Source organism: Streptomyces sp. WZ.A104, assembly GCF_002382885.1.
Classification (GTDB): domain Bacteria; phylum Actinomycetota; class Actinomycetes; order Streptomycetales; family Streptomycetaceae; genus Streptomyces.
The window spans coordinates 142,322-161,467 of record NZ_NWVL01000004.1 but is presented as its reverse complement, the minus strand read 5'-3'; the positions used below and the strand labels follow the sequence as shown (position 1 = coordinate 161,467).

17 protein-coding genes and 1 riboswitch are annotated in these 19,146 nt (G+C 73.3%); of the genes, 11 read left to right on the top strand and 6 right to left on the bottom strand.

Features of this window, described 5'->3' with window-relative positions; all coding sequences use genetic code 11:
* Nucleotides 1-21: 21 nt before the first annotated feature.
* The 8 genes from CIB93_RS03470 (at nucleotide 22) to CIB93_RS03435 (ending at nucleotide 9,337) form a co-directional block, all read left to right on the top strand.
* Nucleotides 22-1,056: a beta-ketoacyl-ACP synthase 3 gene (locus CIB93_RS03470; RefSeq protein WP_096623969.1), complete on the top strand. Its 1,035-nt coding sequence runs from the start codon at nucleotides 22-24 to the stop codon at nucleotides 1,054-1,056.
* The gene (locus CIB93_RS03465; protein WP_096623923.1) at nucleotides 1,040-2,296 is read left to right on the top strand and encodes a beta-ketoacyl-[acyl-carrier-protein] synthase family protein; all 1,257 of its coding nucleotides are present in this window, start codon (nucleotides 1,040-1,042) and stop codon (nucleotides 2,294-2,296) included. The genes CIB93_RS03470 and CIB93_RS03465 overlap by 17 nt, the downstream gene beginning before the upstream one ends.
* Nucleotides 2,297-2,357: 61 nt before the next feature.
* On the top strand, nucleotides 2,358-4,382 hold the full coding sequence (locus tag CIB93_RS03460) for an acyl-CoA dehydrogenase (RefSeq protein ID WP_096623921.1): 2,025 nt from the start codon (nucleotides 2,358-2,360) through the stop codon (nucleotides 4,380-4,382).
* 113 nt (nucleotides 4,383-4,495) lie between these two features.
* Nucleotides 4,496-4,771 carry an acyl carrier protein gene (locus CIB93_RS03455; protein ID WP_096623919.1) on the top strand — a complete coding sequence of 92 codons (276 nt, stop codon included), beginning with the start codon at nucleotides 4,496-4,498 and terminating at the stop codon, nucleotides 4,769-4,771.
* Entirely contained in the window at nucleotides 4,768-5,991 is a 1,224-nt protein-coding gene (locus tag CIB93_RS03450; protein ID WP_096623917.1) for a beta-ketoacyl synthase, read from the top strand. Before CIB93_RS03455 ends, CIB93_RS03450 begins: the two co-directional genes overlap by 4 nt.
* A gap of 174 nt (nucleotides 5,992-6,165) precedes the next feature.
* A riboswitch (cobalamin riboswitch) is annotated at nucleotides 6,166-6,353 on the top strand.
* A 61-nt stretch (nucleotides 6,354-6,414) separates the two neighbouring features.
* A complete protein-coding gene (locus CIB93_RS03445; protein ID WP_096623915.1) occupies nucleotides 6,415-7,461 on the top strand; it encodes an ABC transporter substrate-binding protein in 1,047 nt (348 codons plus the stop codon).
* Complete coding sequence (locus CIB93_RS03440; protein WP_096623913.1) at nucleotides 7,458-8,549, top strand: iron ABC transporter permease; 1,092 nt, start codon at nucleotides 7,458-7,460, stop codon at nucleotides 8,547-8,549. The genes CIB93_RS03445 and CIB93_RS03440 overlap by 4 nt, the downstream gene beginning before the upstream one ends.
* The gene (locus CIB93_RS03435) at nucleotides 8,546-9,337 is read left to right on the top strand and encodes an ABC transporter ATP-binding protein (RefSeq protein WP_096623911.1); all 792 of its coding nucleotides are present in this window, start codon (nucleotides 8,546-8,548) and stop codon (nucleotides 9,335-9,337) included. The genes CIB93_RS03440 and CIB93_RS03435 overlap by 4 nt, the downstream gene beginning before the upstream one ends.
* A gap of 108 nt (nucleotides 9,338-9,445) precedes the next feature.
* Here the strand turns inward: CIB93_RS03435 and CIB93_RS03430 are convergent, their stop codons facing one another.
* A complete protein-coding gene (locus CIB93_RS03430; protein ID WP_096623909.1) occupies nucleotides 9,446-10,537 on the bottom strand; it encodes a PRC and DUF2382 domain-containing protein in 1,092 nt (363 codons plus the stop codon).
* 388 nt (nucleotides 10,538-10,925) lie between these two features.
* On the opposite strand from CIB93_RS03430, the gene CIB93_RS03425 reads away from it, so the two are divergent.
* A complete protein-coding gene (locus CIB93_RS03425; protein WP_306454800.1) occupies nucleotides 10,926-11,573 on the top strand; it encodes an adenosylcobinamide amidohydrolase in 648 nt (215 codons plus the stop codon).
* A 150-nt stretch (nucleotides 11,574-11,723) separates the two neighbouring features.
* On the opposite strand, the gene CIB93_RS03420 is transcribed toward CIB93_RS03425, so the two are convergent.
* The 5 genes from CIB93_RS03420 to CIB93_RS03400 form a co-directional block, all read right to left on the bottom strand.
* Nucleotides 11,724-12,284, bottom strand: coding sequence for a thioesterase family protein (locus CIB93_RS03420; RefSeq protein ID WP_096623905.1), 561 nt, complete (start codon nucleotides 12,282-12,284; stop codon nucleotides 11,724-11,726).
* Entirely contained in the window at nucleotides 12,281-13,282 is a 1,002-nt protein-coding gene (locus CIB93_RS03415; protein WP_096623902.1) for a 3-hydroxyacyl-CoA dehydrogenase NAD-binding domain-containing protein, read from the bottom strand. The genes CIB93_RS03420 and CIB93_RS03415 overlap by 4 nt, the downstream gene beginning before the upstream one ends.
* Nucleotides 13,283-13,403: 121 nt before the next feature.
* Nucleotides 13,404-14,297: a 3-keto-5-aminohexanoate cleavage protein gene (locus tag CIB93_RS03410; RefSeq protein WP_179499937.1), complete on the bottom strand. Its 894-nt coding sequence runs from the start codon at nucleotides 14,295-14,297 to the stop codon at nucleotides 13,404-13,406.
* A gap of 74 nt (nucleotides 14,298-14,371) precedes the next feature.
* Complete coding sequence (locus CIB93_RS03405; protein WP_096623900.1) at nucleotides 14,372-15,241, bottom strand: TetR family transcriptional regulator C-terminal domain-containing protein; 870 nt, start codon at nucleotides 15,239-15,241, stop codon at nucleotides 14,372-14,374.
* A 149-nt stretch (nucleotides 15,242-15,390) separates the two neighbouring features.
* On the bottom strand, nucleotides 15,391-16,263 hold the full coding sequence (locus CIB93_RS03400; RefSeq protein ID WP_096623898.1) for an RNA polymerase sigma factor SigF: 873 nt from the start codon (nucleotides 16,261-16,263) through the stop codon (nucleotides 15,391-15,393).
* 582 nt (nucleotides 16,264-16,845) lie between these two features.
* Between CIB93_RS03400 and CIB93_RS03395 the strand changes: the two genes are divergently transcribed.
* Both CIB93_RS03395 and CIB93_RS03390 read left to right on the top strand, forming a co-directional pair.
* Nucleotides 16,846-17,520 carry a GNAT family N-acetyltransferase gene (locus CIB93_RS03395; protein WP_257001993.1) on the top strand — a complete coding sequence of 225 codons (675 nt, stop codon included), beginning with the start codon at nucleotides 16,846-16,848 and terminating at the stop codon, nucleotides 17,518-17,520.
* A 223-nt stretch (nucleotides 17,521-17,743) separates the two neighbouring features.
* On the top strand, nucleotides 17,744-18,955 hold the full coding sequence (locus CIB93_RS03390; protein ID WP_096623894.1) for a PP2C family protein-serine/threonine phosphatase: 1,212 nt from the start codon (nucleotides 17,744-17,746) through the stop codon (nucleotides 18,953-18,955).
* The last annotated feature ends 191 nt before the right edge of the window (nucleotides 18,956-19,146 follow it).

The window sequence follows — 19,146 nt, the reverse complement described above, 5'->3', positions numbered from 1 at the left end:
GCGGCCGGGGCGCGCACGGCGCTGTTGGAGAGCGTGGCGGGCTGGGTGCCGGGGGAGCCCGTCGGCAACGACCGGCTGCCCCTCGACTGGGACGTGGACGACGCCTGGGTCCGCCGCCGCACCGGAATCGGCAGCAGGCACCGCGCCGGGCCCGGGGTGGCCACCGGCGACCTCGCCTACGAGGCGGCCTCCCGGCTGATCGCGGGATACCCGGCGGCCGGACCCGTGGATGCCGTGCTCCTCGCCACCGCCACCCCCGACCACCTCTGCCCCGGCACCGCCCCCGCCCTCGCGGCCCGGCTCGGGCTCGGCACCGTACCGGCGCTGGACATCGCCGCCGTGTGCAGCGGCTTCGTCTACGGACTCGCCGTCTGCCACGGGCTGATCGCCTCGGGCCTCTTCGAGCGGGTCCTGCTGGTCGGCGCCGACGTCTACTCGACCTGGCTCGACCCGGCCGACCGCTCGGCGGGCGTCGTCTTCGGCGACGGGGCGGGCGCGGCCCTAGTGGCCGCCGGGCAGTCCGGCGATCCCGGCGAGCTGCTCGCGTTCGACCTGGGCAGCGACGGCACCGGCTACGACCTGATCACGGTCCCCGGCGGCGGCGCCCGTGCCCGGTCCGGCCGGAAGCCGTCGGAGCCGGACGACGCGTACTTCCGCATGCAGGGCGGCACCGTCTACCAGCACGCCGTCGAGCGGATGACCGGGTCGTGCCGCACACTCCTGGACCGGGTCGGCTGGGACCCGGCCCAGGTCGACCGGTTCGTGCCGCACCAGGCCAACGCCCGCATCCTGAGCGCCGTCGCCGACCGGGTCGGCATCGCACCGCAGCGCTGCGTCACCCACCTGGAGCGGGTCGGCAACACCGGCGCGGCCTCCATCCCCCTCGCCCTGGCCGACGCGGCGGACCATGGGCTGCTGCGGGGCGGCGACCGGGTGTTGATCACCGCGTTCGGGGGCGGGCTGACCTGGGGTTCGGCGGCCCTGCGCTGGCCGGGGACGCCGCAGACGATTTCCACGGATTCTACGGAAGGAACACAGCATGTCGCTCCCCGCTGATCAGGGCACCGAGGCCGGAGCCGGCACCGCGATCGCGGTGACGGGGGTCGGTCTGGTGACACCCGCAGGGGCGGACGAGCACAGCTTCTGGGAGGGGCTGTGCTCCGGGCACTCCACCGCCCGGCGGTGCGAGGAACTGGCCGGTCTGCCGGTCGACTTCGCCTGTCCGGTCGACGGCATCGACCTGGACGCGGCGGTGGGCGGCCGGTCGGTGTGGCGGATGGCCAGGTTCGTGAAACTGGCCGTGGTGGCCGCCCGGCAGGCCGTCGCGGACGCCGGACTCGACCCCGCGCGGTGGGACGGCACCCGGGTCGGGGTGGTCCTCGGCGTGGGCGTCGGCGGTGTCTCCGTGCTGGTGGACAACGCGGCGAAGCTCGCGGGCTCGGGCCCCGACGCGGTCTCCCCGCTGCTCGTCCCGATGATGATCCCCAACGCGGCGGCGGGCGAGGTCGCCATCGCGCTGAAGGCGGGCGGCCCGAGCCTCGCCCCCGCGACCGCCTGCGCCTCCGGGGCCACGGCCATCGCAGTCGCCCGCGACCTGCTGCTCGGCGGTGGCTGCGACGTGGTGGTGGCGGGCGGCGCCGAATCGGTGCTGACCCCGTTGGTGGTGACCGCCTTCGCCCGGATGGGCGCCCTGTCCACCCGCACCGGCGACCCGGCGGGGGCCTCGCGCCCGTTCGCCGCCGACCGGGACGGCTTCGTCATCGGGGAGGGCGCCGCCATGCTCGTCCTGGAGCGGGCAAAGACGGCCCGCGCCCGGGGCGGCCGTCCGCGCGCCCTGCTCACCGGGGCCGGGTCCAGCACGGACGCCCACCACCCCACCGCCCCGGCCCCCGACGGCCAGGGCGCCCAACGGGCCGTGCAGGCCGCCCTGGACCAGGCGGGCTGGGCGCCCGGCGACGTCGACCACATCAACGCCCACGGCACCTCCACGCCCCTGAACGACGCCATGGAGGCCACCCTCATCTCGCGGCTCTTCCCGCACCGCCCGCCGGTGACCGCGCCCAAGGGCGTCGTCGGACACACCCTGGCGGCGGCGGGCGCGATCGAGGCCGTGGCCACGGTCCTGACGCTGGAACATTCCGTCATTCCGCCGATCGCCAACCTGGACGCGCTCCCCGACGCGTTCCCGCTCGACTGCGTGCTGAAGGAGGCCCGCCCCCGGCGGATCGAGACGGCCGTGAGCCACTCCTTCGGCTTCGGCGGACACAACGTCGCGCTGGCCTTCCAACGCACCTGATCCGTACGGCCGTTTGGGACGGCGAGGGGTGTCCTCGCCGTTCCTTGATCGTTCCCATACCGTGACCGTAACCACGAACGACGCGGCCCCGCCGTCCACGAACGACCTGCTCACCGGCGTGCTCTTCGGACCGAACTTCCGCCGGGAGCACGGCTTCTGGCGGCGACTGCTCACAACAGAACCGTTTCGCCGCCCCGGTGGCGGCACCCCTGACGAACGGCTCGCCCTCTCCTACCACCGGCTGCGCATTCTCAACAACGCGCTGGACAGCGGCGCGAGGCTGGCCGCCGACCCCCGGGCACTCGCCGCCCTGCACGAGTGGCTGGGCCCGGTCGACCCGGCGCTGACCACCGTCGCGGGCATCCACTACAACCTCTTCCTCGGCAGCCTCCTCGACCATGACCCGGGCACACTCCGTGATCTGTCGGACTACCTCGAACTGCGGCGCGTGGGCACCTTCCTCTGTACGGAGGTGGCCCACGGCAACGACGCGGCGGCCGTCGAGACGACCGCGACGTACGACCGCGAACGCGACGGCTTCGTCCTGCACACCCCGCACGCCGGGGCGCAGAAGTTCATGCCCAACACCAGCCCCGCCGGCGGTCCCAAGTCCGGTGTGGTGGCGGCGAGGCTGCTCGCCGACGGCGCCGACCACGGCGTCTTCCTCTTCCTCGCCCCCCTCACCGACGACGTCCGCGCCCTGCCGGGCGTACGGGTGCGGCGGCTGCCCGCCCGGATGGGCTCGCCGGTCGACCACTGCCTGACTTCCTTCGACCGGTACTTCGTCCCGCGTGACGCGCTGCTCGACGGCGCGCAGGGGCGGATCGGCGAGGACGGCCGGTTCACCAGCGAACTGGCCAACCGCAGAAGGCGGTTCCTCGCCTCCATCGGCCGTGTCACCCCCGGCAAGCTCTCCATGAGCGCCTGCGCGGTCGGTTCCGCCCGGGTCACCCTGGCCATCGCCGTCCGTTACGCGGGCCACCGGCTGATCACCGGATCGCGGGCCGCGCAGCGCGTCCCCGTCTACGCCCACCGCACCCACCACGGGCCGCTGGCAAACGCGATGGCGACCGTCTTCGCGATGAGCCTGCTGCACCGCAGGGCGCTCGACCGCTGGGAGTCGGCTCCCGAGGCCGACCGGGACGAGGCGGAGCGTCTGGTGGCCGTTGCCAAGGGCTGGATCACCTGGCAGGCACGAGGCGTCATCGTCGAGTGCCGCGAGAGGTGCGGGGCCCAGGGGCTGCTGGAGAACAACGGCATGACCGAGCTGTTCACCGGTATCGAGGGCGCGATCACCGCCGAGGGCGACAACCTGGCCGTGCATGCCAAAGCCGCCGCCGAGATGCTGTTCAGCGCGACCACCAGGGAGGCGGCGGTGGACGAAGGGCCCGGCGACCTCGACGAGCCCGCGTTCCTGGACCGGCTGCTCACGGCCGTGGAGGACCTGTGGTTCGCCCGCGCCCGCGAGCGGATGAGCGCCGCCCCGCCCGGCGACCGGCTCGGCCGCTGGAATGCCGCCTCCCCGGCCGCGCTGCTCGGCGTCGAGGCGTACGGCTACCGGCAGGCGGGCGAGGCGTTCGAGCAGGCCGTGGCCTCCCTGCCGGAAGGGCCCGCGCGTGATCGGCTCACGGAGCTCCGGCGGCTGTTCGCGCTGCGGTGGATCGCCCGCAACAGCGGCGACCTGCTCGCCACCGGACGGCTGACCGCCGATCAGGTCACGTTTCTCCCCGACGCGGTGGAGGACGCGATCGCGGCCGTGGCCCGGCACACGCCCGCCCTGGTGGAGTCCTTCGCCCTGCCGGAGCGGCTGATGTCGGACTGGCCGATCGCCGGGCCCGGTTACGCGGCGGTCTACGACGACCCCGAGGGGCCCTGGCACCGGGGCCGCACGGCCGGAGCCCGGGGGCGTCCCGGGGAGTTCCGGCGTCCCGCCCGCGGCAGCGGGAGGCGCCCGCTGCGCGAGAGGGTGGCGGCGCTGGGTGTCCGCGGGGTCCTGCTGGCGTACTGGGGAACCACGTCCATGGTCTCCCGATGGTTCGAGAAGTCGCAGGTGAGCGTAGACGAATCGGTTCGCCCCAGGGCGTAACCGGAAGATCGTCTTCCAGTTACTTCGGCGGTGGGTTGCCGCGTTCGGCCACCTGCCGTTCCAGCGACGCCGATCACACGACGCCGATGACATACAGAGGAAGAGGAATCACCGTGAAGACCATCCACCCGAAGATCACCGAGGTGCTGACCGAGACGTTCAAGGTGCCCGCGGCCGAGATCCTGCCGGAATCCACCATGGACAGCCTGGAGATGGACTCCCTGGCGGTGGCAGAGTTCGCGGTCATCATCAAGGAGACCCTCGGCGTCGACGCCGACTCCGAGAAGCTGTACAAGGACGCCACGCTGGCCGACGTCTCCGCGTTCATCGACGCGGCCGTCGGCGGCGCGGCGGCCGGGGCCACGGTGCCGGTGAGCAACACCCGATGAAGCGACCCGCCATCGCCGTGACCGGCCTGGGAATGATCACCCCGGTCGGCACCACCACCGACACCACCTGGGACGGGGTCCTGGCCGGGCGGTCGCCCGCCCGGACCGTCCCCGAACTCGACGGCTGCGCGGTCGACTTCGCCTGCACGGTATCCGGCATCGACCTGGACGACGCGGTCGGCGGACGTACGGCCTTCCGTATGGGCCGGTACGTCAAGTTCGCCGTACTCGCCGCCCGGGAAGCGGTCGCGGACGCCGGACTCGACCCGGCGCACTGGGACGGAGCCCGGGTCGCCGTCGTCGTCGGCACCAGCAGCGGAGGCTCGGCCGGACTCACCGAACAGGCCGTCGCCCTGGAACGGAGGGGGCCCGAGGCCACCTCGCCCTCGGGCATCCTGCTCACCATCCCGAACATGCCCGCGGCCGAGATCGCCATCCGGATGAAGGCCACCGGGCCCAGCCTGGCGCCGTGCACGGCCTGTTCGTCCGGGGTGACCGCGCTGTCCGTGGCCCGGGACCTGCTGACCCTCGGCCGGTGCGACATCGCGATCGCCGGGGCCACCGAGTCGATCGTGTTCCCGGTCGCCATGACAGGCCTCGCCCGCTCGGGCGCGGCGGCCCCGCGGGACGGCGACCCGGCCCGCCTCTGCCGCCCCTTCGCCGCCGACCGGGCCGGACTCGTCATGGGGGAGGGCGCCGCCGTCATGGTCCTGGAACGGGCCGATGAGGCGCGCGCCCGGGGGGCCGCGCCCCGGGCCCTGATCACGGGCGTCGGGGAGACCACCGACGCCCACCACCCCACCAGCCCGCACCCCTCGGGGGACGTCGCTCGGGCGGCCGTGGACGCCGCGCTGCGCGACGCGGGCTGGCGCGCCGAGGACGTCGGCCATGTCAACGCGCACGGGACGGCGACCCCCCAGGGCGATGCCACCGAGGCCGCCCTCATCGCCCGGGCCTACCCGCACCGGCCGCCCGTCACCGCCCCCAAGGGCGTGCTGGGCCACTGCATGGGGGCGGCCGGGGCCATCGAGACCGGTCTGACGATCCTCACGCTCCAGCACGGGCTGATCCCGCCGATCGCGAACCTGGACGCCCCGGCCCCCGGGTTCGACATCGACTGCGTCACGAAGACGCCGCGCGAGCTGCCCGTCCGGCGTGCCGTCAGCCACTCCTTCGGCTTCGGCGGCCAGAACGCGGTGATCGCCCTACAGGCGCCGTAACGCCGTAACGCCGTAACGCCGTAACGCCGTAACGCCGTAACGCCGTAACGCCGTAACGGAAGCCGGCGGGCCGGTGCGGCGGGACGATCCCGCGCCGCACCGGCCCGCCCGGCCGCCTTCCCGGACGTCGTCCGCAGCGCACCCTCACCGCCTCTGATTCTGCGCGAAGGCGCGTGATAGCTTGCCGGGGCCAGTCGAACCCCAACGACGGGGTCAGGGAATCCGGTGCGAAACCGGAACTGACGCGCAGCGGTGAGGGGGACGGGCGGGGCCACGGCCACTGGAGTACTCACCTGCTCCGGGAAGGCGTCCCGCCCGGACGAACCCGAGTCCGAAGACCTGCTGGCGCCCGCGCCCCGCACCGGGGCACGGGAACCGTACGACGGGCTCCGCGGCTGGGCCCAGAGACACCGAGGTCCTTTCGTGCTGCCCACGGCCCTGCCCGCCCCGATACGCACCGCTGCCCTGTTCGCTGCGGGACTCGTCCTGCTGACGGCCTGCGGCACCACCACCGACCAGGCCGCCGACGGCGGCGGCAAGGCCGACGGCTATCCGGTCACCCTCAAGAACTGCGGGCGCACCGTCACGGTCAAGGCCCCGCCGCAGCGCGCCGTCTCGGTCGACCAGGGGTCGACGGAGATCCTCCTCTCGCTCGGCCTCGCCGACCGCCTCGCGGGCAGCGCCACCTGGAGCGACCCGGTCATGAAGGGCCTGGAGAAGGCCAACGCGCGCGTCGAGCGGATATCCGAGAACCGGCCGTCGTCGGAGAGGGTCCTCGACAAAGAACCCGACTTCCTCAGCGCCTCCTTCGCCTCGACCCTCGCCAAGGGCGGCGTCGCCCCCCGCGAGCAGTTCGAGAAGCTCGGCGTCCCCACTTACATCTCGCCCGCCGACTGCACGGGCAAGGACAACAGCGGCGGCGGCGACGGAGCCCGTACCGCACCCCTCACCATGGACAGCGTCTACACGGAAGTCCGCGAACTGGCCCAGGTGTTCGGGGTGCCCGAGCGTGGTGACGCCCTGGTGAAGAAGCTCCAGGCGCGGGTGGAGAAGGCCACCGAGGGCATCGACGCCTCCGAAGCGTCACTCCTCTACTGGTTCTCCGACTCCAAGGCCCCCTACCTCGCGGGCTGCTGCGGCGCCCCCGGAGTCATCACCAAGGAACTCGGCGCGAAGAACGTCTTCGACGACACGCACGACGAATGGCCCCAGATCAGCTGGGAGACCGTCGCCGACCGCAACCCCGACGTCCTGGTCATCGGCGACCTGAGCCGTACGATGCAGACCGCCGAGAGCGCCGAGAAGAAGATCGAGTTCCTTGAGTCCAACCCGGTCACCAAGACCATGGACGCCGTCAAGAACCGCCGTTACGTGCTGCTCAGCGGCCAGGCGATGAACCCGACCATCCGCACCGTGGAGGGCCTGGAGCGTGTCGCGGCCGGGCTGCGCGACTTCGGCCTCGCGGGTTGAGTACGGGCAGCCGTACGGCCGGGGAGCGGGCCGGCACACCGCCCCTCACCGACCGGCCCCGCCCGGCCCGCGGCGGCGGGCCGCTCGCCGTGCTGCTCTGGGTCGGCGGCCTCCTGCTCCTGCTGCTCTCCGTCGCGGTCGCCGTGACCATCGGGCCCGCCCGGATCTCCGTGCCCGACGTCTGGTCGGCCGTCGCCGCCCACCTCGGGATCGGCGACTCGGAGCTCAGCCCGATCCGGGACGGCATCATCTGGAACCTGCGGATGCCCCGGACCCTGCTCGCCGCCGTGTGCGGCGCGGGGCTCGCGGTGTGCGGGACGGTGATGCAGTCCCTGCTGCGCAACCCGCTGGCCGACCCGTTCGTCCTCGGCGTCTCCTCCGGCGCCTCGACCGGGGCGGTCGTGATCGTGGTGCTCGGCGTCGGCGGGGGAGCGGTGTCCCTGTCCGCCGGGGCCTTCGTCGGGGCGATCTGCTCCTTCGCCCTGGTGCTGCTGCTCAGCCACACCCTGGGCGGCACCACCGACCGGGTCGTGCTCTCCGGCGTCGCCGCGATGCAGCTCTTCTCCGCCCTCACCTCCTTCGTCGTGATGACCTCCGCCGACGCCGAGCAGACCCGCGGGGTGCTGTTCTGGCTCCTCGGCTCGCTCGGCGGCGTCGGCTGGAGCGAGGTCGCGTTCTGCTCCGCCGTCCTCGCCGTCTGCCTGGTGGTCTGCCTGGCCCACGCCCGTACGCTCGACGCCTTCGCCTTCGGGCAGGACGCGGCCGCGGCGCTCGGTGTCGACGTGGGCCGCACCCGGATCGTGCTGCTGTGCACCACCGCCCTGCTCACCGCCGCCCTCGTCAGCGCGGCCGGGGCGATCGGCTTCATCGGGCTGGTCCTGCCGCACGCCGCCCGTGCCCTGACCGGTTCGGGCCACCGGCGACTGCTCCCGGTCACCGCGCTCGCCGGGGCGGTGTTCCTGGTGTGGGTCGACACCCTCGCCCGGACCGTCCTGGACCCGCAGGAGGTGCCGGTCGGCGTCGTCACCGCCCTGATCGGCGTCCCGGTCTTCGTCCTCGTCCTCTACCGCACCCGGAGAACGACATGACGCACACCGCCGCCCCCGCCCACGGGCTGAGCGCCGAGCTGGTCAGCAGGAAAGCGGGCGGGCGGCTCATCCTCGACGGGGTCGACATCGCCCCGCCGCCCGGCGCCACCGTCGGGCTCCTCGGCCCCAACGGCTCCGGCAAGTCCACCCTGCTGCGGATTCTCGCGGGCCTCCTCGCCCCGGCCACCGGGGTCGTCACCCTGGACGGCCATCCCCTCGCCGGTCTCGGCCGCCGTACCGTCGCCCGCCGGATCGCCGTGGTCGACCAGCACGCGGTCACCCAGGTCGACCTGAGCGTCCTGGACGTCGTACGCCTGGGCCGCATCCCGCACCGGCGCGCCTGGTCCGCCCCGGACCGCACCGACGAGGAAGCCGTCGCCGACGCACTGCGGCGCACCGGCCTCGCCGACCGGTCCGGGCAGTCCTGGCACACCCTGTCCGGCGGTGAACGCCAGCGCGTCCAGATCGCCCGCGCCCTGGCCCAGCAGCCCCGCGAACTCCTCCTGGACGAACCGACCAACCACCTCGACATCCAGCACCAGCTGGACCTGCTCGCCCTGGTCGCCGCCCTCCCCGTCACCAGCGTCATCGCCCTGCACGATCTCAACCTCGCCGCGATGTTCTGCGACCGGATCACCGTGATGAAGGCGGGCCGGGTCGTCGCGGGCGGCACCCCGGCCGAGGTGCTCACCGAGGAACTCATCGAGGACGTCTACCGGGTGCGCGCCGTCGTCACCCCGGACGGCCCGGACGGGCGGCCCTCGGTACGGTTCCTGCCGCGCCGCTGACGAGGACGGCGGCGGACAGCCCGCCGGGCGGACTCGGAGGTACGAGCCCGCCCGGCGGCCGAGGACGTGGGAGCGGCCGTTGAGGCCACCGGTGACATAGCTGCGCGGTCAGCGGCGGCGGCCCTGGCCGAACTCGCCACCGGCGTCCTTGCCGGTGCCCATGTCCTTGCCGTCCGCGTAGTCGATCTTCTCCTTGCGGACCTCGGCGGAGACTTCCTTCTGCTCGGTGACCCGCTCGGTCTCCAGCCGGACCCGTTCCACCGGCACGGCCTCCTTGCGCACGGTGGCGCGCTCCGCGTGGAGCGTGACCTCGACGTCCTGCTCGCCGATGTCCGTGGTGCCGGTGGTCTTCTGGCCGGGCTGGAGCGGTTCGCGGACCACGCGTACCTCTTCGTGGGACACGGGCACGGTCCGGGTGACCTCCTCGGTCACCACGTACTTGTGCAGCCGTGCCTTGCCGCTCTCGTACTCCTCCGTGCCGACGTGCAGTTGCTCCTCGGAGCGGATCATCTCCCCCTTGCCGCTCATGTCGGCGGCCCGGGACGTGCCCGCTCCGGCACCCGCCAGCGGGCGTGCCGTGGTGGCGGCGTCCGTGTCGCGATGCCTGCCCGTACCACCACTGCCTGCCCCGGCCATGCCCGTTCCTCCTGCCGTGCCCGGACCGGCCGCTCCGGCACCCGTCCCCACCGTCGTGGCCTTCCCGGTCGCCTTGGCGCCCGGCGGCGTCCCGGCCGTTCCCGTCGTACGGGTCATGCCCGCAGCGGCCCCACCGGCAGCTCCGGCTGTCCCCGCGGCACCCGCGGCACCCATCGTCCCGGTCCCGGCTACGGTCGGCGCGTCCATGCCGGTCGGCCGGTCCTCCCCGAGATTGCCGGACTTCCGGTTCAGGCCGTAGTGCCGGTACAGCTCCTCCTCCTCGGCGACGGAGAGATGCGCGTCCGCGTCCACCCGAGGCGCGTCCTTGACGCTCTCCTTCGGATGCGCGACATGCAGATCGGAGCCCACTCGACGGGCTCCGGCGAGCGGTACGAAGCTCTCCTTCATGCCGAACAGGCCGGTCTTGACCGTCACCCAGTCGGGCTTGCCGGTGGCGTCGTCGACGTACACCCGGCCCACGCTGCCGACCTTCTCGCCCTTGTCGTCGTACACGGTCAGACCGTCGAGCTCTCCGGAATCCGTGAAACCGTCAGCGGCTCCCATAACCGATTCCTCCTCTCGGGCACGCCCTGTGGGTGGCTCCACCAGATGTGGCGCGTCCGGCTTCCATCGCGCCTCACCCGCATGGACGCTGCAACCGCCCGCCCGCCCGGGCCGCGCCCACGGGGCCTCCCGGGGCGGGCTCCCGGAGGCCCGGCGAGCGGTGCCGGGCGCGGTACGGCGGGGCGGTGCGGCCCCGACCCGGATTAGGCCGAACGGGTGAGGGCGCGGTGTCCGCGCGGGAGCGGCGCCGCCCGTACGTGGTCTGCGGGTGCCCGCATGGGATCAGGGGGTCCCCGCATAGGATCAGGGGGTCACGGCGACCTCAGGGAAGCCCACAGCCGACCCGCCGAGCCACCAGGAGTGCGCCATCCGTTCCGTAGGCGTCCACTTGCCCGCGCAACGCGGGGAACTGCGCGACCGGCACGAGGACGGGCACCGCCTCCACCACCTCCTCTGGCGGCTGGGCCCCGGTGTCCGGGTGTGCAGCAGCGCGGTTCTCGGCGGCGGCATCGGCCCCCGCGCCTGGATCATCAACGTCCAGGTCCCCGGCGGCTACCCCCGCCTCGACCCGGACCGCCACCTCGCCGAGATCGCCGCGGCGGAGGGGCTCACCGGCCCCGGCGCCGGGCTGATGACCGCGGCCGAGGTCGCCGCGTACACCACCGGGCACGACGGCGGCGTCGCCGCGACCGTCACAGCGGGCCTCGGCGTACGGGGGTGGGCGGCGGCCCCGGACGAGGGCGCGGGGTCGCCACACGGGCCCGGTACGGTCAACATCGTCGTCACCGTCCCCGTCGCCCTGTCCGACGCCGCCCTCGTCAACGCCGTCGCCACCGCCACCGAAGCCAAGGTCCAGGCGCTCCTGGACGCCGGACTCGACTGCTCCGGAACCCCCACGGACGCGGTGTGCGTCGCCTCCCCGGAACCGGGCCCGGCCGGCGGCGAACCCTTCGCCGGACCCCGCTCCGCCTGGGGCGCGCGGATCGCCCGGGCCGTGCACACCGCCGTACTGGCAGGCGCCCGCCCGGCGCGGTGAACGGGGTCGGTTCACCGTGACCGGATGCCGTACCAACGCGTCGAACAGAGAGCCCTGCGGGTGGTGCGCGGTCGCCTTCGGCCGCCTGAGACCCGAAGCGGACCACGATGTCCGCGCCGTGCTGGATCGTGCGGCGGGTTCCGTCCCGGCTCAGCGGGGCGTCGGCACCTCGGCGATGGAGCGGCCCGCCCACGCGGGGGCCGGTTCGGTGAGCCCGGCCAGCCGGGCCCGGACGGCTTCGGGGAACGGCGTGGTGCGGCCCGCCTGTTGGTCCACGTGGAGCGCGAGCAGTTCGCTCGTCGCGACCGGGGCGGCGTCCGGTTCCGGTACGGCGTCGGGCGAGCCGAGTGCGTACAGCTCGTGGCAGAGGCGCACCTTCTTCGCGTCCGTCCCCAACAAGCGCGTGCGGATGGCCAGATGAGTGCCCTCGGCCACGTCGCGGAGGTAGCGGATGTGGGACTCGACGGTGTAGAGCGAGCAGCCGGTGCTCTCGCGGTATCCGGCGTGCAGGCCGGTCTCGATCATCATGGCGTCGGTGGCGTGCCCGAAGACCAGGACGTAGAACGCCTCGCTCATATGGCCGTTGTAGTCGATCCATTCGGGCCGCACGGTCCGGCGGACCAGGGGGAGTTCCGCGCCGTCCCCGATCACGGTCGTCTCCTCCGCCACCGCTGTCTCCTCTGTCGCCGCGGGAGTCTGCTGCTCGTTCATCGGGTGGCCTCCTCGGCCGACCGGGGCAGGCGACCGGTCGCGCGCAGGACGTCGATCACGCCCCGGTCGCGCTCGGCCACCAGGTCCGCGATGCTCCGGCCGTCGGCCGCCTCCTCGCAGCCCGCGACCACCGCGTCGTACAGGGCGCGGTCCAGTTCGGGGGCTTCGAGCCGGGTCCAGGGTGACTTCAGTGAGGGACCGAAGTGGTCGAGCATATGGGCCATGCCTCCCTCGCCGCCCGCGAGGGCGAACGTCAGCATCGGGCCCATCACCGCCCAGCGCAGCCCCGGCCCCTCGGTGATCGACGCGTCTATCTCCGCCACGGACGCCTCACCGTTCGCGACCATGTGCAGGGCCTCCCGCCACAGGGCTTCCTGGAGCCGGTTGGCGATGAAGCCCGGCACCTCGCGGTCCATGGTGATGACGGACTTGCCCGCGGCCTCGTAGAAGCGCGAAGCCCACTCCACCGCCGCGGGAGCGGTCCGTTCGCCGCCGACGACCTCGACCAGGGGGATGAGGTAGGGCGGGTTGAAGGGGTGCCCGACGACGAGCCGTCCGGGGGTGGCGGCCTCGGTCTGCATGTCCGTCATCGGGTAGCCGGAGGTGGACGAGGCGATCACCGTACCGGCGGGTGCGGCGGCGTCCAGCCGGGCCAGCAGGTCGCGCTTGAGGTCCAGCTTCTCCGGGGCGCTCTCCTGGACGAACTGGGCCTGGGCGACGGCCTCTTCGAGTGTCGCGGCAACGGTCAGCCGGTCCGGCGACGCGCCCTCGGCCAGGCCGAGCTGCTCCAGCGCGGGCCATGCGGCGGCGATCAGGCGGCGCAGCCGGGCCGCCGCGTCGGGTGCCGGGTCCCAGGCGGTGACGTCGTAACCGCGGGCGAGGAAATGGGCGGCCCAGCCACCGCCGATCACCCCGGCCCCGATGCACGCGACACGGCGTACGTCCTCCGGGGCGCAGGGGGCGGGGGCGGGCACGGCGGCCGAGGGGGTGACAGACACGGACGGCACTCCAGAACGAGGTGGGGGGGGGAAGAGACGGGAGAGGTGGGAGAGGCGGGCGAGGCGGGAAAAGGGGGGAGAGGGGAGGAGAGGGGAAGGAAGAAGGAGGGAGGGAGGAGCGTCAGGTGCGCGGGCGCAGGCCGAGCTTCTTGCGGGCCTCGTCGGGCGTGGCGACCCGGGAGCCGAGGGACTCGGTGATCCCTACGGCGCGCTCCACCAGCTGGGCGTTGGTGGCCTTGACGCCCTTGCCCAGGTAGAGGTTGTCCTCCAGGCCGACCCGGACGTGTCCGCCGAGCAGGATCGACTGCGCGACCCACGGCATCTGCATCCGGCCGAGGGCGAAGCTCGCCCACTGGGCGCCGGTGGGCAGCATGTTGACCATCGACTGGAGGACGCCCGGGTCGGCGGGCGCGCCCCACGGGATGCCCATGCAGAGCTGGAAGACCGTGGGGTCGTCGAGCAGGCCCTCGGCGAGGAGCTGCTTGGCGAACCACAGCTGCCCGGTGTCGAAGATCTCCAGCTCGGGCCGGACCCCGAGTTCCTGGATGCGCTTCGCGCCGGTGCGCAGCATGTCGGGGGTCGAGACGTAGAGGTTGCTGCCGTCGCCGAAGTTGAGCGAACCGCAGTCCAGGGTGCAGATGTCGGGCAGCAACTCCTCGACGTGCGGCAGCCGTTCCAGCCCGCCGACCAGGTCGGTGCCCGGCAGCCGGCGGAGCGGGGCCTGCGGGTCGATCACCAGGTCCCCGCCCATTCCGGCGGTCAGGTTGATGACGACGTCCGTGCCGCTCTCCCGGATGCGCTCGACGACCTCGCGGTACAGGCGGGGGTCGCGGGAGGGCGCGCCGGTCTCCGGCTCACGGACATGGATGTGCACCACTGCCGCCCCGGCCCCGGCGGCCTCGACCGCGGACGCGGCGATCTGCTCGGGGGTCACCGGAACATGGGGGCTTCGGCCGACGGTGTCACCGGCTCCGGTGAGGGCGCAGGTGATGATGACGTCCTGGTTCACGGGCATGTGGGGGCGTCTCCTCTCGGGGAGTGGGGAGTGGGAAGTCTTCTGGGGAGTCTTCTTCGGAGGCGGGCGGGAGGTCAGGCACGCGTGGGCGCGCTGAGGCAGGCGTCCACATGGGCGAGCAGCGCGTCGTGCATGGACTGTGCGTCGGTGCCCGGACGGCCGGGCTCGGTGGCCAGGACCTGGGAGGCCAGCCCGTCGATCAGCGCGGTGAGGGCGAGGGCCGCTGCGTCCGCGTCGACCGGGCGGAACACGCGCTGTTCGATGCCGCGCCGGATCACGTCGGCTACCGTCTCCCGCCACTGGCGGTAGTACTCCACGTGGAGCCGTCCGACGGTGGTGGACCGGGCGGCCTCCGCCCACAGGTCGAGCCAGACGCACCACTGCCGCCGCTGCTGATCCGTGCGGGGAGTCTGGAGCGCGATCAGCAGGCGCAGCTCGTCCTCGGCATGGCGGGTGCCGGCCGTGGCCTCCGCACGGCGGCGGGTGTCCTCGTCCATGCACCAGCGCACGGCCGCTTCGAGGAGTTCGTCGCGGCCGGGGAAGTGGTAGTGGATCGCCGCGGTGCTCGTGTCGCAGGCCGCGGCGATGTCCGCGACCCGTACGGCGTGGAAACCGCGCTCGGCGATCAGCCGGACCGTCTCGCGCACGATCTGCAAGGGCCTGCCGCCCTCCGGTGCGGGCGAGGGCGGGCGCGGGTGGGACGGCGAACGTACGGGTGGCGGTGCCGCTTGCGTACCGGCCGCCGAGCCGAGGAGCCACCCGACGTCCACGCCGCCGATATCGGCGATACGGGCCAGCTCGGCGGCGGTGAAACGGCGCGTCCCGTTCAGGGAACGGGAGAGCTTCGACGGATCGATGACGATCCGCCGCGCGAACTCCCGGGCGCTCACCCCCGCCGCGTCGATCACTTGCCGGACCCGTGCGGCCACCTCGTCCTGCTGCATGGTCAGCCACCGTAACGGTGTGTTGAGAAAACCTCAATTCTGATGGGTTGGTAGCGGGCAAGTGGAGAGGCGTTGTGGTTCTGACTGATGCATCAGTCAGAACCACAACGCCTCTGCGGCCCGCGGTCCGCGGCGTGCGGGCCGAGGGCTCACTCCTGGGCGAGCATGGCGCTCCGCAGCCTGCCCAGCATGCGGTTCAGCAGCCGGGACACATGCATCTGCGATATCCCCAGTTCCGTGCCGATCTGCGCCTGGGTCATCTCGCGGCCGAAGCGCATGTCGATGATCCGGCGTTCGCGTTCGTCCAGTTCGTCCAGCAGCGGTGCGAGGGCGTGGAGGTTCTCGACGCTCTCCATCGCGGGATCCGGTTCGCCGAGCACATCGGCGAACGTCCGCCCCGCCGTCCCGTGGGGCCCGGCCTCGGAGGCGTCGGTCGGCATGTCCAGGGAACCCGCCGTGTACCCGTTGGAGGCGACGATGCCCTCCGTGACCTCGGACTCCTCGATGCCCAGGTGCTCCGCCAGCTCCGGCACGGTCGGGTCCCGGTCCAGGTCGCCCGCGAGCGACTCCTTCGACTTGGCGAGGTCGACCCGCAGCTCCTGGAGGCGCCGGGGCACATGCACCGCCCAGCTGGTGTCGCGGAAGAACCGCTTGATCTCACCCACGATGTACGGCACCGCGAACGAGGTGAACTCGACCTCCCGGGAGAGGTCGAACCGGTCGATCGCCTTGATCAGCCCGACCGTGCCGACCTGGATGATGTCCTCCATGTCCCCGCTGCCCCGGTTGCGGAAGCGGCCGGCGGCGAAGCGGACCAGGGACAGGTTCATCTCTATGAGGGTGTTGCGCGCGTACTGGTACTCGTGCGTGCCCTCGTCCAGCACCTGGAGACGGTCGAAGAAGAGGCGTGAGAGCCGGCGCGCGTCCATCGGGGCGACCTTCCCGGCGTCCTCGATCCACGGAAGCTCCTCCGTGGCGCCCGCCCGCTCCGGACCGGCGATCTGCGCACTGTGCTCCGTCATTCCGTCACGCTCCTCTGGTCGTAGGCCATGAGGTCTCGTCGCCTGCCCTGAGTCGGGGCTGTCATACGTGAAGGAGGGAGGTGATCTGGCCACGTGGCGCGAGTTGGCCGGAAACGAGCCCTGTTCGGCACTGAAGTGCCGTCACAGGGAGGGTGGGAGCCGCGGAGGCGCGCGGAACCGCCCCACCGGTACGGGGGAGCCCGGTGGGGCGGTCGCCACCAGAGTGCCACAGGCGGGGGGCAGTTGGGGCCCGACCGGCTTGTATCGGCCTAGGGATGAGTCGAATTCGCCGCTACTCCACGCGGCCGTGTGCCGCGCGCGGGGCGGCGGAGGGCCGGGCCGCCGGGGCCGGGCGGCGCGCTCGGTCGGCCGCGGTCTCATGAACGGCGGCCGGTCGTGGAATACGCGCCGTGGGCATCGGCCTTTCCCCTGGTGGGCGTGGCGTGCTCGACGCGGCCGTCCGCCGTCCGACGCCGACGACCCGGAAAGGCGCAACGTCCCGTGCAGTACCCCGGCAGCCCCACGGCACACCATCAGGTCCGCCCCGAGGCCGACCCGCCCTCCCCGTCCCGCCACCATCCGCTGGACAACCCGGCCCGGTCCTCCCTCACCGGCCCGCACGCCCACTTCGCCGTGCGCCGCGGGCGCATCCTGCGCTACCCCTTCGACGTCAGCCCGTGGCTGGCGCTCCCCGACGCCCCGGACGCCCAGGACTGGGCCGACGTCGCGGCGCTCGCCGGGGACACCGGCCCCATAGCCCTGACCGCGTTCCGGGAGCCGCCGCCGCACGACTGGGAGATCCTCTTCCGGGCCGAGGGCGTCCAGCTCGTCGACGAGTCGGTGGCCGCGGCCCCGGACCCGGAAGCGGTCCGGCTGGGCCCGGCGGACGTGCCGGAGATGCTGGACCTGGTGGCGCGCACCCGCCCCGGCCCCTTCCTGCCGCGCACCGTCGAGATGGGCGCCTATCTGGGCATCCGGCGGCACGGGGCGCTGGTGGCGATGGCAGGGGAGCGGTTGCATCCGCCCGGCTGGACCGAGATCAGCGGCGTCTGCACGGACGAGTCCGTACGGGGGCAGGGGCTGGCCGGCCGACTGGTCCTGGCGGTCGCGCACGGAATCCGCGAGCGCGGTGAAACCCCGTTCCTGCACGCGGCCGGGTCCAACACCGGGGCGATCCGGCTCTACGAATCGCTCGGCTTCCGGCTCCGCCGCCGGACGGAGTTCCTCTCCGCCCTCGCCCCCGCGAAGCTTCTGTAGGCCGAATGCCCCCGTAGGCCCTCGCTGCGCTGACCCGGCCCCCGCCCGGGGGTCGAAAGTCCCGGGTCACAGGTCCCGCCCGGGACCTTCGGCACCCCCTGAGGGTCCTAAGCCCTCCTGCGCCGACGCCCGGGTCCCGGTCAACTGGAAGGGACCGGCCGAAACTGCGGGCGGCGCCGACAGACCAGCGGGAGGACAGGCCGTGCCCATGAGGAACCTGCGCATGGCACGGAAGCAGCACACGGCACGAGGCCGGAACGCGGCCCGGAACCGGAATGCCGCCCTGCCCGGTACGGAAGCGGCCGTCGCCTCCGACACCGGCGTCATCGCGGCGTCCGCGAGCCGGATCGGCGACTGGCCGCTGGCCGCCGGGCTGGCGCTGCTGACCGTGCTGGTGGTGTTCCTCGACCACACGACGGGCGACGAGCTGCGAGTCGTTCCGCTGCTCGTGGTCGTCCCGGCCCTGGCCTCCGTCTACTGCACCCTCCGCCAGACGGTCTGGGTCGCGGTGTGGATGACCACGGTCGTCGTCGGGTTCCGGGTCGGCGCGGACGGAACCTTCTGGGACTTCGTCTTCGGCATCGGCTTCGCCGTGCTCGCCTGTGCCCTGGGCGTCGCCGCCTGCGCGGCCCGTATCCGGCACGCCACCGAGATGGCGCGGCTGCGCTCCGCCGCCGTCGCTCTGCAGCGCCAGATCCTGCGGCCGCTGCCCGTCGTGACCGATCACCTCTTCGCGTACGGGCTCTACGAGCCGATCGAGGAGGACCGCTTCGTCGGCGGCGACATCTACGAGGTCGTCGAGTCGCCCCACGGCACCCGGGTGATCATCGGGGACGTCCAGGGCAAGGGGATCGCGGCCATAGGGGCCGGGTTCGCGGCGATCGCCGCGTTCCGTGAGGCGGCGATCCGCGAGCCCACGCTCACCGGAGTGGTGGAGGCCCTGGAGGACGCCGTCGTCCGGCACAACGTCTTCTCCGCCCAGACGGGGGAGGCCGAGCGCTTCGTCACCGCGCTGGTTCTCGGGTTCGACGAGAGCGGCCGCGTGGAGGCCGTGAACTGCGGCCACCTGCCGCCGAGGCTCCTGCACGAGGGCCGGGCCTCGGCCGTCACGCTCCACCGGACGTACGTGCCCCTCGGCCTCGCCGGGCTCAGCAGGGAGATCCGTACGACCGAGTCGTTCGCCCTCCCGCCGGACGCGACGCTCCTCGTCGTCACGGACGGGGTGACCGAGGCCCGTGACGCCGCCGGGGCCTTCTACCCCCTGGACGACCGGGTCGGGCGCTGGGCGGGGCGGGGGCCGCGCGAACTGCTCGCCGCGCTCCACGCCGACCTGGAGGACTTCTCCGACGGCGTCCGGCGCGACGACATCGCCGCGCTCGCCCTGCGCCGGGCGCCGGCCGAGGACCGGCTGCGCCGACGGGCCGCCGCTGTCTGAGCGAGCACCCGGGCCCGCAGTCGTCCCCTGATGCCACTGCGCCCTGACCCGCACGAAGGCCGGAGCAACGGCCGGGCCGTCCGCCCCCGGCGAATGACCCGCCCCCACTCCCCGCGGCCCGCCCCGGTACCCCCGGGGAGAAATCCCCGGCACGGGTGGCGGCACCCCCGTACACTCGACGCCATGGGTTC